Source organism: Photorhabdus aballayi (assembly GCF_026153155.1).
In the GTDB taxonomy this organism is placed as follows: domain Bacteria; phylum Pseudomonadota; class Gammaproteobacteria; order Enterobacterales; family Enterobacteriaceae; genus Photorhabdus; species Photorhabdus luminescens.
On the sequence record NZ_JAPFCD010000018.1, the window covers coordinates 53,014 to 69,966 of the forward strand.

14 protein-coding genes and 1 pseudogene are annotated in these 16,953 nt (G+C 41.9%); 9 read left to right on the forward strand and 6 right to left on the reverse strand.

What is annotated here, in order from left to right:
- Positions 1 to 14: 14 nt before the first annotated feature.
- Positions 15 to 635, forward strand: a pseudogene (locus tag OO184_RS11635) (isochorismatase family protein); the annotation flags it as partial.
- Positions 636 to 711: 76 nt separating this feature from the next.
- Positions 712 to 1,482 carry a 2,3-dihydro-2,3-dihydroxybenzoate dehydrogenase gene (dhbA, locus tag OO184_RS11640; protein ID WP_265379332.1) on the forward strand — a complete coding sequence of 257 codons (771 nt, stop codon included), beginning with the start codon at positions 712 to 714 and terminating at the stop codon, positions 1,480 to 1,482.
- An 87-nt stretch (positions 1,483 to 1,569) separates the two neighbouring features.
- Here the strand turns inward: dhbA and OO184_RS11645 are convergent, their stop codons facing one another.
- Complete coding sequence (locus OO184_RS11645; protein ID WP_265379333.1) at positions 1,570 to 1,719, reverse strand: hypothetical protein; 150 nt, start codon at positions 1,717 to 1,719, stop codon at positions 1,570 to 1,572.
- Between OO184_RS11645 and OO184_RS11650 the strand changes: the two genes are divergently transcribed.
- Together OO184_RS11650 and OO184_RS11655 are read left to right on the forward strand one after the other, a co-directional pair.
- Complete coding sequence (locus OO184_RS11650) at positions 1,711 to 2,163, forward strand: DUF441 domain-containing protein (protein ID WP_049581226.1); 453 nt, start codon at positions 1,711 to 1,713, stop codon at positions 2,161 to 2,163. The genes OO184_RS11645 and OO184_RS11650 overlap by 9 nt on opposite strands.
- Positions 2,164 to 2,168: 5 nt before the next feature.
- Positions 2,169 to 4,220 (forward strand): tRNA(Met) cytidine acetyltransferase TmcA, encoded by a 2,052-nt coding sequence (locus OO184_RS11655; protein ID WP_265379334.1) that lies wholly within the window; start codon positions 2,169 to 2,171, stop codon positions 4,218 to 4,220.
- On the opposite strand, the gene OO184_RS11660 is transcribed toward OO184_RS11655, so the two are convergent.
- From OO184_RS11660 to OO184_RS11680, 5 genes are all read right to left on the reverse strand, one after another.
- Complete coding sequence (locus OO184_RS11660) at positions 4,171 to 4,359, reverse strand: YpfN family protein (RefSeq protein ID WP_139655930.1); 189 nt, start codon at positions 4,357 to 4,359, stop codon at positions 4,171 to 4,173. The genes OO184_RS11655 and OO184_RS11660 overlap by 50 nt on opposite strands.
- A complete protein-coding gene (locus OO184_RS11665; protein WP_265379350.1) occupies positions 4,359 to 5,021 on the reverse strand; it encodes a M15 family metallopeptidase in 663 nt (220 codons plus the stop codon). Before OO184_RS11665 ends, OO184_RS11660 begins: the two co-directional genes overlap by 1 nt.
- 11 nt (positions 5,022 to 5,032) lie before the next feature.
- On the reverse strand, positions 5,033 to 6,160 hold the full coding sequence (gene dapE / locus OO184_RS11670) for a succinyl-diaminopimelate desuccinylase (RefSeq protein WP_265379335.1): 1,128 nt from the start codon (positions 6,158 to 6,160) through the stop codon (positions 5,033 to 5,035).
- A gap of 1 nt (position 6,161) precedes the next feature.
- On the reverse strand, positions 6,162 to 6,545 hold the full coding sequence (locus OO184_RS11675; protein WP_265379351.1) for an ArsC family reductase: 384 nt from the start codon (positions 6,543 to 6,545) through the stop codon (positions 6,162 to 6,164).
- Positions 6,546 to 6,774: 229 nt separating this feature from the next.
- A complete protein-coding gene (locus OO184_RS11680) occupies positions 6,775 to 7,410 on the reverse strand; it encodes a response regulator (protein WP_011146941.1) in 636 nt (211 codons plus the stop codon).
- A gap of 589 nt (positions 7,411 to 7,999) precedes the next feature.
- Between OO184_RS11680 and maeB the strand changes: the two genes are divergently transcribed.
- The 5 genes from maeB to OO184_RS11705 all read left to right on the forward strand — a co-directional run bounded on the left by maeB (position 8,000) and on the right by OO184_RS11705 (position 16,920).
- Complete coding sequence (gene maeB / locus OO184_RS11685) at positions 8,000 to 10,279, forward strand: NADP-dependent oxaloacetate-decarboxylating malate dehydrogenase (RefSeq protein ID WP_265379336.1); 2,280 nt, start codon at positions 8,000 to 8,002, stop codon at positions 10,277 to 10,279.
- A gap of 224 nt (positions 10,280 to 10,503) precedes the next feature.
- A complete protein-coding gene (locus OO184_RS11690; RefSeq protein ID WP_265379337.1) occupies positions 10,504 to 11,382 on the forward strand; it encodes a ChaN family lipoprotein in 879 nt (292 codons plus the stop codon).
- 153 nt (positions 11,383 to 11,535) lie between these two features.
- Positions 11,536 to 12,333: a TonB family protein gene (locus OO184_RS11695; protein ID WP_265379338.1), complete on the forward strand. Its 798-nt coding sequence runs from the start codon at positions 11,536 to 11,538 to the stop codon at positions 12,331 to 12,333.
- Between the two features lie 130 nt (positions 12,334 to 12,463).
- Complete coding sequence (locus tag OO184_RS11700; protein WP_265379352.1) at positions 12,464 to 14,521, forward strand: S9 family peptidase; 2,058 nt, start codon at positions 12,464 to 12,466, stop codon at positions 14,519 to 14,521.
- A gap of 122 nt (positions 14,522 to 14,643) precedes the next feature.
- On the forward strand, positions 14,644 to 16,920 hold the full coding sequence (locus OO184_RS11705) for a TonB-dependent receptor domain-containing protein (RefSeq protein WP_265379339.1): 2,277 nt from the start codon (positions 14,644 to 14,646) through the stop codon (positions 16,918 to 16,920).
- Positions 16,921 to 16,953: the final 33 nt, after the last annotated feature.

The window sequence follows — 16,953 nt, forward strand, 5'->3', positions numbered from 1 at the left end:
ATGAAGGTGTTGAAATGACCATTCCATCATTGAAAAATTATAGGTTACCTCAGCCGAAAGATTTTCCAGGCAATAAAGCATCCTGGTTATTCGAACCTCATAAGGCAATTTTACTTATTCATGACATGCAGGACTATTTCTTGCAGTTTTTCGGTAATAATAGCCCTTTAGTTAATAGATTAATTGAAAATATTCATTTGTTGAAAGTATTTTGTAAAGAAAAAGAGATTCCCATTATATATACAGCACAACCTAAAGTACAAAGTGGTGAAGAGCGAGCATTACTTAATGATATATGGGGAGAAGGCTTGAATAGATCACCTCATTTACAGAATATCAGTCATGCTTTAGCTCCTGCCAACGATGATATTGTGATAGTTAAGTGGCGTTATAGTGCGTTTCAACGTTCTTCGTTAGAAGAAATTATAAAAGAATTAGGGAGGGATCAATTAATTATTTGCGGGGTGTATGGACATATTGGTTGCATGATTACTGCGGTTGACGCATTCATGAGAGATATAAAGCCTTTTTTAGTGGGTGATGCGATAGCGGATTTTACGCTTGAAGATCACCTTATGGCTTTAAGATATGTTGCTGAAAGATCAGGAATGGTTGTGAGTACTAAAGAAATAATTTCATCAGTAAATTTCGATAAATCGGATTTATAAAAATTGCATAATAAATCGCTATTAAAATTAAAGAAGAAATAAAATGAAAAATAAACAAAATTTACAAATGGATTTTAGCCATAAAACTGTCTGGGTAACTGGAGCGGCACGCGGCATTGGTGAACAAATTGCCCGTGATTTTACCGCGCTTGGCGCTAATGTCATAGGTTTCGATCGCGTATTTGAGCAAGATAATTTGCCTTATAAATGTATACAACTCGATATCAGCGATCCAGACAAGGTCGAAATGGTTTGTTCCCAACAACTGTCTATCTCAGCTAAATTAGATGTTCTGGTTAATGCTGCCGGTATATTGCAATTGGGCAATGTTGATGAGTTAAATATTAGTGACTGGCATCATTGTATTAATGTTAATACTTCTGGGGCTTTTTATCTATTTCGTACCGTGATTCCCCATTTTAAACGTCAGCGCAGTGGCAATATTATTAGTGTCAGCTCTAATGCGGCACATGTTCCACGTATGAGAATGGCGGCTTATTGTGCATCAAAATCAGCACTGACAAGTTTAACCCATTGTGTTGGGTTAGAACTCGCGCCATTTGGTGTACGTTGTAATGTTGTATCGCCCGGTTCGACGGATACGCTTATGCAGCGTTCTATGTGGAAAACCGATGATGATGAAAAAAATACGATTAACGGATATCCTGAGCAATATAAATTGGGTATTCCTCTCGGTAAGATTGCAAACGTTAATGAAATTTCACATACCGTACTCTTCTTGTCTTCTGATTTGGCAAGCCATATAACGCTACAAGATATTGTGGTTGATGGTGGTGCGACATTAGCTTGTTAATAGTTTGAATTAATACGAAAATACCGGTCATTTCTGTAACGTAAGGAAAAATTACCCTAGCCTAAATAGGATTATACCCTATGGATTTCAAGATGCGTCGCGACGGCAAGGGAGTGAATCTCCGGGAGCATAGATAACGATGTGACCGGGGTGAGCGAGTGCAGCCAACAAAGAGGCAACTTGAAAGATAACGGGTATAGGCTGTTGTAGGGTATTGAAATCAAATCTATGAGCCATCTCGATCCTACTTTACTGGTGCTGCTAGTGTTGGCAGCACTGGGTATCATCAGCCACAACATGACTGTCACGCTTGCAATGCTGCTCTTGCTGGTTATCCGTATCACGCCACTGAATCATTTTTTCCCGTGGGTGGAAAAATATGGGCTGACTATCGGTGTACTTATTCTGACCGTGGGCGTCATGGCGCCTATCGCCAGTGGAAAAATTACGGTACAAGCTGTCCTCAACTCGTTTATGAATTGGAAATCGTTACTTGCGATAGTGATAGGGGTATTAGTGTCATGGTTAGGTAGCCGGGGTGTTTCACTCATGTCTCATCAGCCATCAACCGTTGCTGGTTTGTTGGTGGGGACGGTATTGGGTGTAGCCTTGTTTAAAGGTGTTCCTGTGGGACCGCTGATTGCCGCGGGGATTTTGTCATTGTTGATTGGTAAATCATAGCCGCTATGTTGCCAGATCAACTGAGTGTGATACAGACGGAAATGCAGCAGCAAGGGTTACGTCGTTTGCTGGTGTTGAGTGGCGATCATCATTGGTGCCATTTACAGGCTGATGAGTTACAGCAGAGATTTACTGGTGATTGGTTATGGATCTCTTATCGTAAACAGAACGCTGTGTTGCCGGAAAAGGCGGCCAGTTTATTAGGTCAGGAATATCTGCACGGCATATTTGACGCTACCGAAGGTTTTAATGCGGAAGCACTGGCGATATTGGCAGGCACATTGAAAGCCGGAAGTTGGTTAGTGATGATGGTTCCATCTTGGCGCCAATGGCGTTATCAACCCGATAAGGATAGCTCGCGTTGGAACGAACAGTTAGATGCTATGCCAGCGCCGCATTTTGTTCAGCATATTCAGCAGCAAATTGTTAGCGATCCCCAAGTTTTGCTATGGCGGCAAAATGATCCCTTATGCATCCCTGAATTTCCACGGTATAGCGCGTGGCAACTGCCTGATGGCAATCCAACCGCCAGCCAGCAGGCCATTTTGGCGCGACTTTTGCGGGCAAATCAGGGGGTATGGGTCATTACTGCGCCAAGAGGACGAGGTAAATCGACACTTGCAGGGATGTTAATGCAGCAATGGCAAGGAAATTGCTGGTTAACTGCACCGGCAAAGGCGACAACTGAAGTTATCAGGCGCTATGCGGGGGAAAAGGGAAAATTCTGGGCCGTAGATAATTTGCTTAAATATTGTAGACAAAATAGCGTGTCAGATATTGATTGGCTGCTTATCGATGAAGCCGCTGCTATTCCAATGCCTCAATTATCTGAATTGATCAGCTATTTTCCTCGGATATTGCTGACCACAACTGTGCAGGGATATGAAGGTACGGGGCGGGGATTTTTACTTAAATTTTGCGTAGGAATTCCTGATAGCCATATCCTGAACCTGACGGCTCCTGTGCGTTGGGCTGAAAATGATCCGTTGGAAAACTGGTTGGAAAGCGCTTTATTGTTTGAGGATGCAATTCCGGTCAATGATGCCGATCAGGCGATCAGTTATCACGTCTATCATCAGCAACAATGGATTAAACAGCCTGAATTGCTGAGGCAGTTTTACGGCATATTAACCAGTGCTCACTACAAAACTTCACCTTTGGATTTACGGCGTTTACTTGATGCCAAAGGTATGCAATTTGTTGCCGCTGTTGGAAATAATGCCTTAATGGGGGCTTTATGGATGGTTGAAGAAGGCGGGTTGTCGTTTGAGTTAGCTCATGAAATATGGGCAGGCAGGCGTCGTCCAAGAGGAAATTTGGTTGCTCAATCGTTAGCTGCTCATAGCAGTTTACCCCAGGCGGCGGTTTTGAAATCTCAACGTATCAGCCGGGTTGCTGTACAAGCCAGTCATCGCAGGCAGGGTATTGCTCAGGGAATGATCGCGTATCAACGGGAAAGGGCAGAAAAACAAGGCGTGGATTTTATTTCTGTTAGTTTTGGTTATACCGCGGAGCTCTGGGCGTTATGGCGGAAATGCGGCTTCCAATTAGTGCGAATGGGAACTCATCTAGAAGCCAGCAGTGGTTGTTATACAGCAATGGCGATTCTACCATTGAGTGAACAGGGGATTGCTCTGAGGATTCAAGCTCAACAACAGCTTGCCCGTGATGCGCATTGGCTAGAATCGCAGATTGGATTTAGCTTGCCTGTCGATTATCAAATTGATCGCCATCTCAATCAGCATGATTGGCAGGAACTATCAGGTTTTGCATTTGCTCACCGGCCATTTTCTGCTTCATTACCGGCCTTGCAACGATTGTTGCTGAACAGTGATTTGCCGTTGATTGCGCTGAGAAATCATCTCCAGCAGGAAATGAGTGTTGAACAATGCATCACCGTATTGAAGTTGAATGGCTATAAAGCATTAATGCAACTCTGGCGGCAAGAAACCGCACAGGCGTTGTCAAGTCTCGATAAGAAACTTGCCAGAGACTGGCAACAGTGGACTACGGCTTTTTCTGCGGCCAATCATCTTCATCATCCCACTTGCGATTAAGATCCCGATGAGGAGGCAGCTCCGGTTTATTGTCCAGAAATTTTTTCACATCCAGGCGGCGTAACTCTTTAATAGCATTGAGAATAACGCCAACCAATAAAATTAAAATAACCCACCAGTAATCGGCTAACCATTGCATTAGGTTGTCTCCTGCTCAACGTGGAGGTAATTTTCAAATATATAAGGTAAGTTAGCCGATAACCAGTCAATACCTGCGATATCATGCTGTTGCCATACTTCCAGTAATATCTGTTGAGTCAGTAATTTTTCTAATTGTTTGGCTAATGGTTGATAGCTGATATGCCACGGTTCATAAGCGACGCCGCTATTGTGACTGATAAAAGGACGGTAAAAACCGAAATGGGCCATATTTTCGGTTAACCAGCGAGTTAATGGCTCAAAATAACCGCCATGTTCATATTCCCAAGGTTCGAGTAATAACTTCTGGTTATCCGGTAGCATCGTTGGATCATAGATATCCAGATCTGTTCCCCAATGATGGCGGCTACCACCGGGCAAGGCAGACCAACGAAGAATTGCCTTACAGCGTTCTCCTTCTGATAACTGAGTGATGTCCATTGGTTGGCTGTTTTCATCCAATACAGGGCGTTCACCCCGGAATTTTCCATTCCAGATAGCTTGCTGACGCTGAAAATCACGGAATGTACTGGCAGGTTGCAGATTAATTCCGGCTTTTTCGGCGGCTTGTTGCATGGCAAGAAAAGCATTGGCGGCTTCTGACTGTAATCGATGATTACCAGAGAGAGAAATCAAGTGACCAGTAGCCAGGCCGGTTAACATATTTGCTGTGATCACTGGATTAGCTGCTCCATAACGCGTTGATAAATCCGGCTGAGTTGTTGCAGATCGGCGGCACTGACGGATTCGTTGACTTTATGGATTGTTGAGTTTAGTGGCCCAAGTTCGATAACTTGAGCGCCCATCTGAGCAATAAATCGTCCATCGGATGTCCCGCCACTGGTAGATAGTTCAGGTTGATAACCACAGTATTGGTCTATCGCCTGTATGACAGCATTGACTAACTCACCTTTGGCTGTCAGGAAAGGTTGGCCTGGTAGTATCCACTCAATCGTGTAATTCAGGTTGTGATTTTTTAGGATAGTTTCAACTTGTTCACTGATTTGGCTATCAGTCAGTTCTGTACTGAAACGGAAATTGAATTGAACTTGCATCTTCCCAGGGATCACATTATGGCTGCCTGTTCCGGCATGAATATTGGCAATTTGCATGCTGGTTGCCGGGAAAAATTCATTTCCTTCGTCCCAATGTGTATTGACCAGCGTTTGTAAAGCGGGAAGAGCACGGTGGATTGGGTTATCAGCTAAATGCGGATAGGCAACGTGGCCTTGAATACCGTGGACAGTGAGATTCGCAGTAAGAGAACCTCGACGACCATTTTTCACCATATCGCCAAGGCGATGCTGGCTAGAAGGTTCACCGATCAGGCAATAATCCAATCGTTCATTGCGGGACATGAGTGTTTCAACCACTTTAACGGTGCCGTGGGTGGCTTTTGCTTCCTCATCTGACGTAATAAGGAAAGCCAGCCGACCGCGGTGGTTGGGATGAGCGGCAACAAAACGTTCAGCCGCGATAACCATAGCAGCCAATGAGCCTTTCATATCTGCCGCTCCCCGGCCATATAACATGCCATTACGGATCGTCGGCTCAAAAGGGGGATGGTCCCACTGAGATTCGTCGCCCGCCGGGACAACATCAGTGTGTCCGGCAAAGGCTAACGTCGGGCCTGTGCCGCGATAGGCCCAAAAATTGTTTGTATCGCCAAAGGGCATCCGCTCAATGGTAAAACCAATCGCTTGCAAGTGGGCGATCATAATATCTTGACAACCTTTATCGTCCGGGCTGACAGAGGGTTGCTTGATGAGTTGTTGTGCAAGTTCAATTACAGGACAAGTCATTTTAAAGTGCCTCAGCAAAAAATTGCTGATATTCATCCACTTTATAACCTAATAGGCAATCACCTTTTGCAGAAACTAATAGTGGACGTTTGATAATAGCGGGTTGTTCCAACATCAATGCTTTTGCCGCGTCAGCATTATTAATTGTCGCTCGTTGCTGATCGGTTAGTTTACGCCAAGTTGTACCGCGGGTGTTAATCAATGATTCCCAACCAAGTTTGTCAATAAATGACTGCAAAAGCGCAGCATTTAGTCCATCAACACGATAATCATGAAACAAGTAAGTAATTTCCTGCTCTTCCAGCCAACGACGGGCTTTTTTTATCGTGTCACAATTCTTAATCCCATAGAGAGTAAAAGCGGGTTGAGAAGATTTATCCAACATCATTTAACAGATCCTTAAAGAAAATTTAAATACCTAAACATAATGCTGGAAAATGCTAGTTTTATCCAGATGATATCCTGATTTTTATTACCAGAGAGGAGGCTCAATTTTGTTGGCTTGTTTCATCGGGGATATTTGCTACATAACATTTGCTACATAGCATTTTCTACATAACAACGAGAAGAGCCGATCCTTGGTAATAAGCTCAAGGAGCGGCTCGGGAGAAGTATTAGGCTACTCCATTTTTCCTATGTTGCAAATACATGATTGTTGCAGCCAGGCGGGAACGTACATTCAGTTTTTTTAACAAGTTTCTGATGTGTACCTTCACTGTCTCTTCAGAAATAAATAAGACATCAGCAACTTCCTTATTAGTCATGCCGCTGGAAACTTCTTTTAATACATCTAACTCACGTTTGGTCAATTCAGATAAAGGATCAACATGTTTATGACGGTTAGCCAGATGTTGGTATATTTTTTCGCTAAATACAGTTTGTCCACGAGCAGCGTGGCGAATACTGCTTAATAACGAATCTAAGTCGCTGTCTTTAAGTAAGTAGCCATTGGCTCCAGCATCAATAGCTGCGTAAACATCATTTCGATCATCTGAGACGGATAATACCAGTACATAGGAATTGATCCCTTTTCTACGGATAGATTTAATTGTATCTACGCCTGAAAGACCATTCATATTGAGATCTATCATAATGACATCAGGTTTCAGCTTGCATGCAATATTTATTGCTTCTTCACCATTGTCAGCTTCTGCTGTCACGGTAAGCGCTCGATCGAGCTCTACAATCTGTTTCAAGCCATGGCGAATGAGAGGGTGGTCATCAACTATCATCACTGAATGGTTATACATTTTCCTTCTCCCTTAATAAGTAAAGCCACGAAACGCAGGCTTTGAATTTGATTAAAAGGCAGTAATGAATGGGTCTGCCATAAATTAAATTACTATGAAAAAATTTTGTCGAAACCGATTGATTTACAGAATTGATAGCTCTGTAAGTCCAGAAAGCACATCCTGATATAAAAATATAAATAGCGCAAATTAGTTTGATAAGTAAAAAAAGAAGATGAGTAATTTTCACAAAAAACACATAACTTTCTATCTTAAAATAATGTTAAAAATCAATATATTAAATTTGTTATTATTAGATTTGTTTTCTTTTATAAAATTTATTTTAATTGAATTTATATTGAGAGTTTTTATATGTAATAATTATTACAGTTATTATAACTTAAATGATATTGTATAAATGGTAATGTTTCTTTCTTTATTTTCCTATATAAAGTAGGGGTATGGATGTAAATTGGGTAGTGTTTTTTATGAGCAAAAAAGTGCTACTTTATTGATAAGGTGCTGTCAATGTTATGATTTGACACACAGTACCTATTATACTGCTCCTGCTCTTACTCCAGATTGTAGATTGTATATAAAGGATCCGACGATGGATGAAAAATTAAAACAGAGTGCATTGGATTTTCACCAGTTTCCACAACCAGGGAAAATCACGGTTACTCCAACTAAGCCCCTGACAACTCAGCGAGATTTGGCCTTAGCTTATTCACCGGGTGTTGCTGCGCCTTGCCTGGAAATTGCAGAAGATCCATTAGCGGCTTACAAATATACTGCGCGTGGCAATCTTGTGGCAGTGATATCTAATGGTAGTGCGGTCTTAGGATTGGGGAATATTGGCGCATTGGCAGGTAAGCCAGTGATGGAAGGAAAAGGTGTACTATTTAAAAAATTCTCAGGTATTGATGTATTTGATATTGAAGTCGATGAGTCTGATCCTGACAAATTGGTTGATATCATTGCGGCACTGGAGCCGACGTTTGGGGGAATTAACCTCGAAGATATTAAAGCACCGGAATGTTTCTATATTGAGAAAAAACTTCGGGAAAAAATGAACATTCCGGTATTCCATGATGACCAGCATGGCACAGCGATAATTTGTACTGCTGCTGTTTTGAATGGTTTGCGGATTATGAAAAAAGAGATTTCAGCCGTTCGCTTAGTGGTTTCTGGTGCCGGTGCTGCTTCAATTGCCTGTATGAACTTGCTGGTTGCGCTTGGGTTGCAACGCCGGAATATTGTGGTATGCGACTCTAAAGGGGTGATTTATCGTGGTCGCGATAAAAATATGGAAGAGACTAAAGCTGCCTATGCGATTGAAGACAATGGCAGCCGCACATTAGGTGATGTTATCCCGGGTGCGGATATTTTCCTCGGATGTTCCGGTCCTGGCGTGTTGACTCAGGACATGGTGAAAACGATGGCCAAAGATCCACTCATCATGGCATTAGCAAACCCTGAGCCGGAAATTTTACCGCCATTGGCAAAACAAGTTCGCCCTGATGCCATCATTTGTACTGGTCGCTCTGATTATCCGAATCAGGTTAATAATGTGCTCTGTTTCCCGTTTATTTTCCGTGGTGCGTTGGATGTCGGCGCAACAACCATTAACGAAGAGATGAAGCTTGCCTGTGTTCATGCGATTGCTGATTTGGCGCTGGCGGAACAGAGTGAAGAAGTGGCTTCCGCTTATGATGATCAGGATCTGTTTTTTGGTCCAGAATATATTATTCCTAAACCGTTTGATCCACGCCTGATTGTGAAAATTGCCCCGGCGGTTGCCAAAGCAGCAATGGATTCCGGCGTGGCAACCCGCCCGATTAAAGACTTTGGGGCGTATATCGAGAAGCTAAATGAATTTGTCTATAAAACAAACTTGTTTATGAAACCTATTTTTTCTCAGGCTAAAAAAGCGAAAAAGCGCATCGTTTTGGCCGAAGGGGAAGAAGTACGTGTATTACATGCGACTCAGGAGCTGATTTCTCTTGGGCTGGCTTACCCAATTCTAATTGGTCGCCCCGGTGTTATCGAAATGCGTATCCAGAAACTGGGATTGCATATTGAAGCAGGTAAAGATTTTGAAGTAGTTAACAATGAGAATGATCCGCGCTTCAAAAAATACTGGCAGGAATATCATCACATTATGAAACGTCGAGGTGTTTCTGCTGAACAAGCTCGCCGGGCAGTTATCGGTAATCCAACTCTGATTGGGGCGATCATGGTACTGCGTGGTGAAGCTGATGGCCTGATTTGTGGTACCGTCGGCAGTTACAGTGAACATTACGATGTCGTGAAAAATGTATTTGGTTTCCGTGATGGGGTGCATACTGCTGGTGCAATGAATGCACTAATGTTGCCAAGTGGCAATACTTTTATTGCGGATACTTATGTCAATAATGATCCAACCCCTGAACAATTAGCCGAGATCACCCTTATGGCGGCAGAAACTATCCGCCGTTTCGGTATTGAACCTAAAGTTGCTCTGCTCTCTCATTCAAGTTTTGGTTCCACAGATTGCCTCTCAGCACGGAAAATGCGCCAGACGCTGGAGTTGGTGAATAAGATGTCACCTTCACTTGAAATTGATGGTGAAATGCATGGCGATGCTGCATTGGTTGAAAGTATTCGCCGCGACATCATGCCAGATAGCCCATTGAAAGGGGCTGCGAATCTGTTAATTATGCCGAATATGGAATCTGCCCGTATCAGTTATAACTTGCTACGTGTCACCAGTTCTGAAGGCGTTACCGTTGGTCCAGTTCTGATGGGGGTTTCCAAGCCGGTACACATTTTGACGCCAATTTCTTCTGTACGCCGGATCGTCAATATGGTCGCTCTGGCGGCAGTTGAAGCGCAAACTCATCCATTGTAATACTGATTGCCCCTGTTCCTAGTATGGACAGGGGCTGTTTGTTGTAAACGATTCTTATCATCTATACCTAATAGATTTCGAGTTGCAGCGCGGCGGGCAAGTGAACGAATCCCCAGGAGCATAGATAACGATGTGACTGGGGTGAGTGAAAGCAGCCAACAAAGCAGCAGCTTGAAAGATGAAGGGTATATATGATGCGAAAAACATTAATATGGATAATGGACATGACGAAATTTCTCACGGTTGTAAAATCTTCTCTGATTATCTGTGGTTTACTCATCTTATCTGGCTGTGTCTCTGTACAACAAAAACCCACTCTCCAAGCGCTTTCACCGGAATTAACTCAACAAGGAGTTATTATCGATCTTAAAACAGGTCACGCCCTGACGCCTGATGAATTGATCAATCGATTGGCATCACATCAGCGGATCGTTGTGGGTGAGAAACATGATAATCCATATCATCATCAAGTAGAGCTTTGGCTGGTTCAGCAACTTCCGCTCAAAAGAGAGCAGGGATCGGTCCTGTTAGAGATGATTACCCCTGATCAGCAGCAAAAAGTGAATAAAGTTAAGAGTTGGTTGCAAACTAAGCCTATCGTGCGTGAAAGCCGTATAAAAGAGCTTCTTGTATGGCAAAATGGGTGGCCGTGGGAGTTATATGGCGGATTGGTCATGGAGCTTATATCTCAGCCTTATCCGTTGCTGTCTGCAAACTTAGATCGCAGTGAAATTAAAGCAGCTTACAGTAATCCTCCGATCCTCCAGGGGAATATTTCTGTTGCTGAAAATGTCAAAGCGCAGATTAAAGCGGTGATTGAAGATGTCCACGGTGGTGAAATAACGGAACAACAATTATCTGCCATGACAGTTATTCAGCAAATGCGGGATCGCAGAATGGCGGAACAGCTACTTAAAGCGCCGGTTCCCGCCACACTGATTGCGGGTGGATATCATGCAACTAAAGTAATGGGTGTTCCTCTGCATGTTAAAGACTTATCGCCTCAAGAGGACCTTGTTGTTGTGATTCTGGCTGAGAAAAGCAATGAATTGGATAGCCAACATGCTGATTATGTCTGGTATACACCAGTAAAAAAACCATAGATATTTTAAACCAATGGCGGTCTTTTCCCTGTGTATAAGCGGTCTTGGCACAGGGATGTGCTCAAGTTAACGATACAGGTAAAAATAATTTTCATTAGCATATGAAATTAATTATCATTACTAAATGATAATTAAAATTATGCGCTATTATTCATGTTGACGCTGACACACCCGGCCTTTCAAACGGGTCATTTTAAAAAAGGGCTCGTTTCTGCTATTGCTGCTCACTTCATTTTGATTGGCTGGATTATCTACCAGCCGGAAGAAATTGCTGTTGATGAACTGATGCCGCCGCCATCGGTAATGATGGAGCTTTCATTGTTGACAGAAGCGACACATCAGGTACAAAAACAGCCTATTGGTATTGAACAGCAACTTTCTGTTGCCAGCCGGCAGCAGGAAAGTGAGGTTAATGAGATTAAGATGCCTGAACTGATTAAAGATGAACAGGCGCAGATTTTGGTGCATAAACCTAAAAAACAGCAAAAGCGCCACGAAGAGATTAAAAAAACATTGCCAGTGAAGCGGCAGGCAGAAGAACAAGAGAGTGAAAAATCTCAAAGTAGTGCTGCTATGGTAAGCAGTACTGTCACCTCCACTAATCTGACTTCGCGGGTTGCGGCTGCTTATGACAGTGATTCAAAGGCGGTTGCTGATGCGGGTGCGCAATGGCAAGCGGAAGTTGCCGGGCATTTAAATCGGTATAAACGTTACCCAGAGGATGCACAGAGAAGAAACCGCACTGGTCGTCCAACAGTCAGATTCACTGTTGATAGACAGGGCTATGTTACTAACAGTGACGTAGTTCGTCGTTCCGGAACCCATTCTTTAGACCGGGAAGCGAAGCGAATTCTGGCAAGGGCGCAGCCGTTGCCAGCTCCCCCCGATACCGTTTTAAACGGTAATGAAATTACGATAGAACTTCCTATTGATTTTAGTTTAACTAATTAATATTTTGAACGACTTAAGGACAGCAAATATGTTAAGGCAGCAAGCGCGGTTTGCCCTGAAAACTAAAGGGCTGTTATTGATGTTTTTATTGAGCGGCTGGTTGAATTCTGCCGCCGCAGAGGAAGAAATTATGCCGCCAAAGGCTATGAAGCAACCACACAATATAACTATTCACGGTGATACTCGTATAGATGATTATTACTGGATGCGGGATGATAATCGTAAAGATCAAAAAGTCATTGATTACTTGACCGCCGAAAATAAATACACCGAACAGATGCTAAAACCCGGTGAGCCATTACGGGATACGTTATACGAAGAAATGGTTGGCAGGATGAAGCAGGATGATCAATCGGTACCTTATACTTATAATGGGTATATTTATCGGACAATCTATGAAACTGGCAAAGACTTCCCGATTTATCAGCGTAAAGCTGTTGATGGCTCATCAGATTGGCAGGTATTGGTCGATGGTAATGAAAGAGCTAAAGGGCACGAATATTACCAACTGAGTAATTTTGCTGTCTCTCTGGATAATAAACGTATTGCGATTGCTGAAGATACGCAGGGACGCCGTAATTATCAGATCTCTTTTAAAGATATTGCGGATAAACAGTGGGATAATGATGTAATAAAAAATACTTCTGGCAACATGGTTTGGGCTAATGACAATAATACGTTATTTTATGTGCGCAGACATTCACAGACCTTATTGCCATATCAGGTATTTCGTCACCAATATGGTAGTAATACCAGCGAAGATCAGAAAATATATCAGGAAGACGATGAGCGTTTTTATTTAAGCGTGTCTAAAAGCACTTCCCGTGATTATATTATGTTGTCGATAACCAGTAATTCGACTTCTGAATATTTGTTGATTGATGCCAATAAGCCACAAGCTGAACTTCAAGTATTTTCTCCTCGTCAGGAAGGCAGAGAGTATTATATTGACCATTTCCGCGATCACTTCTATATCCGTTCAAATCATGAGAATGAAACTTATGGACTTTATCAGACGGAAACAATCAATACACCGTGGAAAATAGTTATTGCTCCGCAACAAGATAGTGATCTTGAAGATTTCAACCTGTTTAATGACTGGTTGGTCGTACAGGAGCGAACAAAAGGATTACCGACAATTCGTCAGATTAATTGGCAGACACAGCAAGAAAAACAGATAAAGTTTGATGATCCAAGTTATATGGCATGGATTGATTACAATCCTGAACCTAATACTGATTTTGTACGTTATGGTTATTCATCCATGACGACACCAAGCTCAACATTCCAATGGAATATGAAAACAGGTGAGCGGGAATTACTTAAGCAGCAGGAAGTCAAAGGTTTCGATAAACATCATTATGAGAGCCAGCGTATTTGGGTGAAGGCCCGTGATGGCGTTGAAGTTCCGGTATCTTTGGTGTATCGAAAATCACTGTTTGAAAAAGGTCATAACCCGATACTGATTTATGGATATGGGGCTTATGGTATGAGCATGGACCCTTCATTTAGCTCACCGCGATTGAGTTTATTAGATCGAGGCTTTGTTTACGCTTTGGTTCATGTGCGTGGTGGCGGCGAATTGGGTAAAAAATGGTATCTACAAGGTAAAGTCGAAAATAAAACGAATAGTTTTAATGACTTTATTGATGTGACTAAAGCACTGATTGCTCAGAAATATGGTGACAGCAAACGTGTTTATGCGATGGGAGGGAGTGCTGGTGGTTTATTGATGGGCGCTGTGATTAATCAGGCGCCGGAATTATATCGCGGTGTGGTTGCTCAGGTTCCATTTGTTGATGCTGTGACAACCATGCTTGATCCTTCTATTCCTTTGACAGTAGGAGAATATGAGGAGTGGGGTAATCCTGAAAATAAAGAGGATTATTTCCGGATTAAATCATATAGTCCGTATGACAATATAAAACACCAACGTTATCCAAACTTATTGGTTACGAGTGGATTTTATGACTCCCAAGTACAATATTGGGAACCCACTAAATGGGTAGCAAAATTACGGGATATGAAGAAAGGTGACTCTATTCTGTTATTAGAAACCAATATGAGCGCCGGGCATGGTGGTAAATCAGGTCGATTTAATCGATTAAAAGATACTGCACTGGATTACAGTTTTATTTTGATGCTGGATGATGCTAATAAATATTTTCCACAATTAAAAGATAACTGAAATAAATAATATAAGTTTGTTATTTGAAGCACTGATAATAATTTATCAGTGCTAAACATTTTTATTTTCTAAAAACTGGTATGTGAGCAAATATTGATTTGTATGCATTTGGGATGATTGAAATGAAAATAATGACAAAGATAGCAGGGGCCGGTGTGGTTTTAATTGGGCTGCAAGGGTTTGCTTATGGTGAGGAAAAACAAGAAAGGAAATCAGATAAGGTAATGAAGTTCAGCAGCCTTAAGGTTTCTGGTTCGCAGGATGATGCCGAAGTGCGGGCAATGGAAAGGCCCGGTTCTTACAGTTCTAAAGGAGAAGATACAAAACTTCAATCAATGGATAGCATATTACGCAGTATGCCAGGGACCTATACGCAAATAGATCCGGGGCAGGGAACGGTGAGTGTGAATATTCGTGGATTAAGTGGATTTGGTCGAGTGAATATGATGGTTGATGGTGTTAGCCAGAGTTTTTATGGCACATCTCCGACGAGTCCTGCGCACGGTACTACTTATAACCAATTCGGTACAATCATTGATCCTAATTTTATTGTCGGAGTTGATGTCAACCGTGGTCAATCTGATGGCTCAGGTAGTGTTAATGCATTAGTGGGTAGCGCTAATTTTCGCACAATTGGTGTAGATGATGTGATATTCGCAGGGAATTCATTGGGAGTACGCACAAAAACAGCTTATGGAAATAATGGTATTGGCTATAATGGCATGATAGCGGTTGCGGGTAAAACACCGGCTTTCAGTTCTGAAGGTTCAGTAGGCGCTATGTTGGCTGTCAGCGGGCATTCAATTGATGCACATTATAAGAATGGCGATGGAGTATTAAGCGATGAGTTTGTTACAGATAAATCGTTTAAACAAAAACCCAATTCGCAATTAATGAAAATAAAAATTGAACCAAATGAATTTCATGATATGGAGATAAGCGGTCGGAACTATCATAATAAATTCACCCGCCGCCATATTGATAGTCGGGATATTTATGTAAAATACAATTATACTCCATTTAGTGAATGGGTTGATATAAAATTACAGGTCAGCACCAGTGAGAGTAGTCAACGCTATGAAGGCGATGCACTTTTTAAGTTGCTAAATAGCAACGCTAAAAATAAGTCAGATGCAATAGATATCAGTAATATTAGTCGCTTCGATTATGGAGATACAAATTTTGAGTTAACATTTGGCAGTAAGTTGATGGAAACCGAATATAGTAGGACAACGAGTAGTGTTTATTCTGGTCAAGGTAAAGACGAAAAAGAAAAGGAAAAATATAAAAAGACAGATGGCGAAGTAAAAGAAAATAATGTTTTCGCGCCAAGTGGCAAACAAGATATTGCCAGTATTTATGGTGGGTTGAAAATAAATCGTGGAATTTATCAGGCAGATATTACGTTTAATTATATGGATTACAGTGTCAAAGGCTATAAACCGGCTTGTGATCTACGGATTCCTTGTTTTCCCCAAGGAGCAACCGAATTAGATTTAAAAGAACGTGGGTTTAACCCAGGGGTTTTACTATCAGCAGAAATTATTCCTGAGTTCCAACCATTCGTTAGTTATGCCCGTTCAATGAGAGCACCAAATATTCAGGAGACTTTCTATAGTAATGAAGGTGGTGGCTCCATGAATCCATTTCTGAAAGGAGAGACATCAGACACTTATCAAATTGGCTTTAACAGTTTCCGCCCAGATTTAATTGTAAAGGGGGATATTTTCCGTCTGAAAGCTGCTTGGTATCATACTAAAGTAAAAAATTATATTCTCAGTGATATCTGGCTTATATGTGGCAATAGAAAAACATGTAGAAACGATAGTTCGACAGATTACAATGAAGTCGATCCTAACATCAAAATGTATATCTATCACAATAGCTTGACTCCGGTAAAAATACACGGATATGAAGTTGCTGCTGATTATGATGCGAGTATGTTTTATAGCAAATTGGCTTATAGTTGGCAAAAAACTCGTCAGCCAACCTCTGCTGCTACAGCGCATTTTGGTGCAGAGCCGTTGTCACAATTACCTGATAGCTTTATGACGTTGGATACGGGTATTCGTTTATTTGATGAGAAACTCCGTATTGGTGCGATTGTTAAATATACCGGTAATTCTCATCGGCTGGACCCGGATCAATATAATTTTGATGACGAGGGGAGGGTTGTACAGCAAGAAGAACCTAAAATCCCAACGATAGTCGATCTTTATAGCGATTATCAGATAAATCACAATGTGTTGTTGAAATTTTCAATACAGAACTTGGCAAATAAAAATTATTCTGAAGCGCTTAATCGTGCAAATTCTTCTCCATTAATGACTGAGCAAACTTCGGCTATGCAAACCGCTCGGGGCCGGACCTATATTGCCGGCGCAGAAATTCGTTTCTGATTATTTATAGGAAAAATAAGTGGCAAAGGAAGG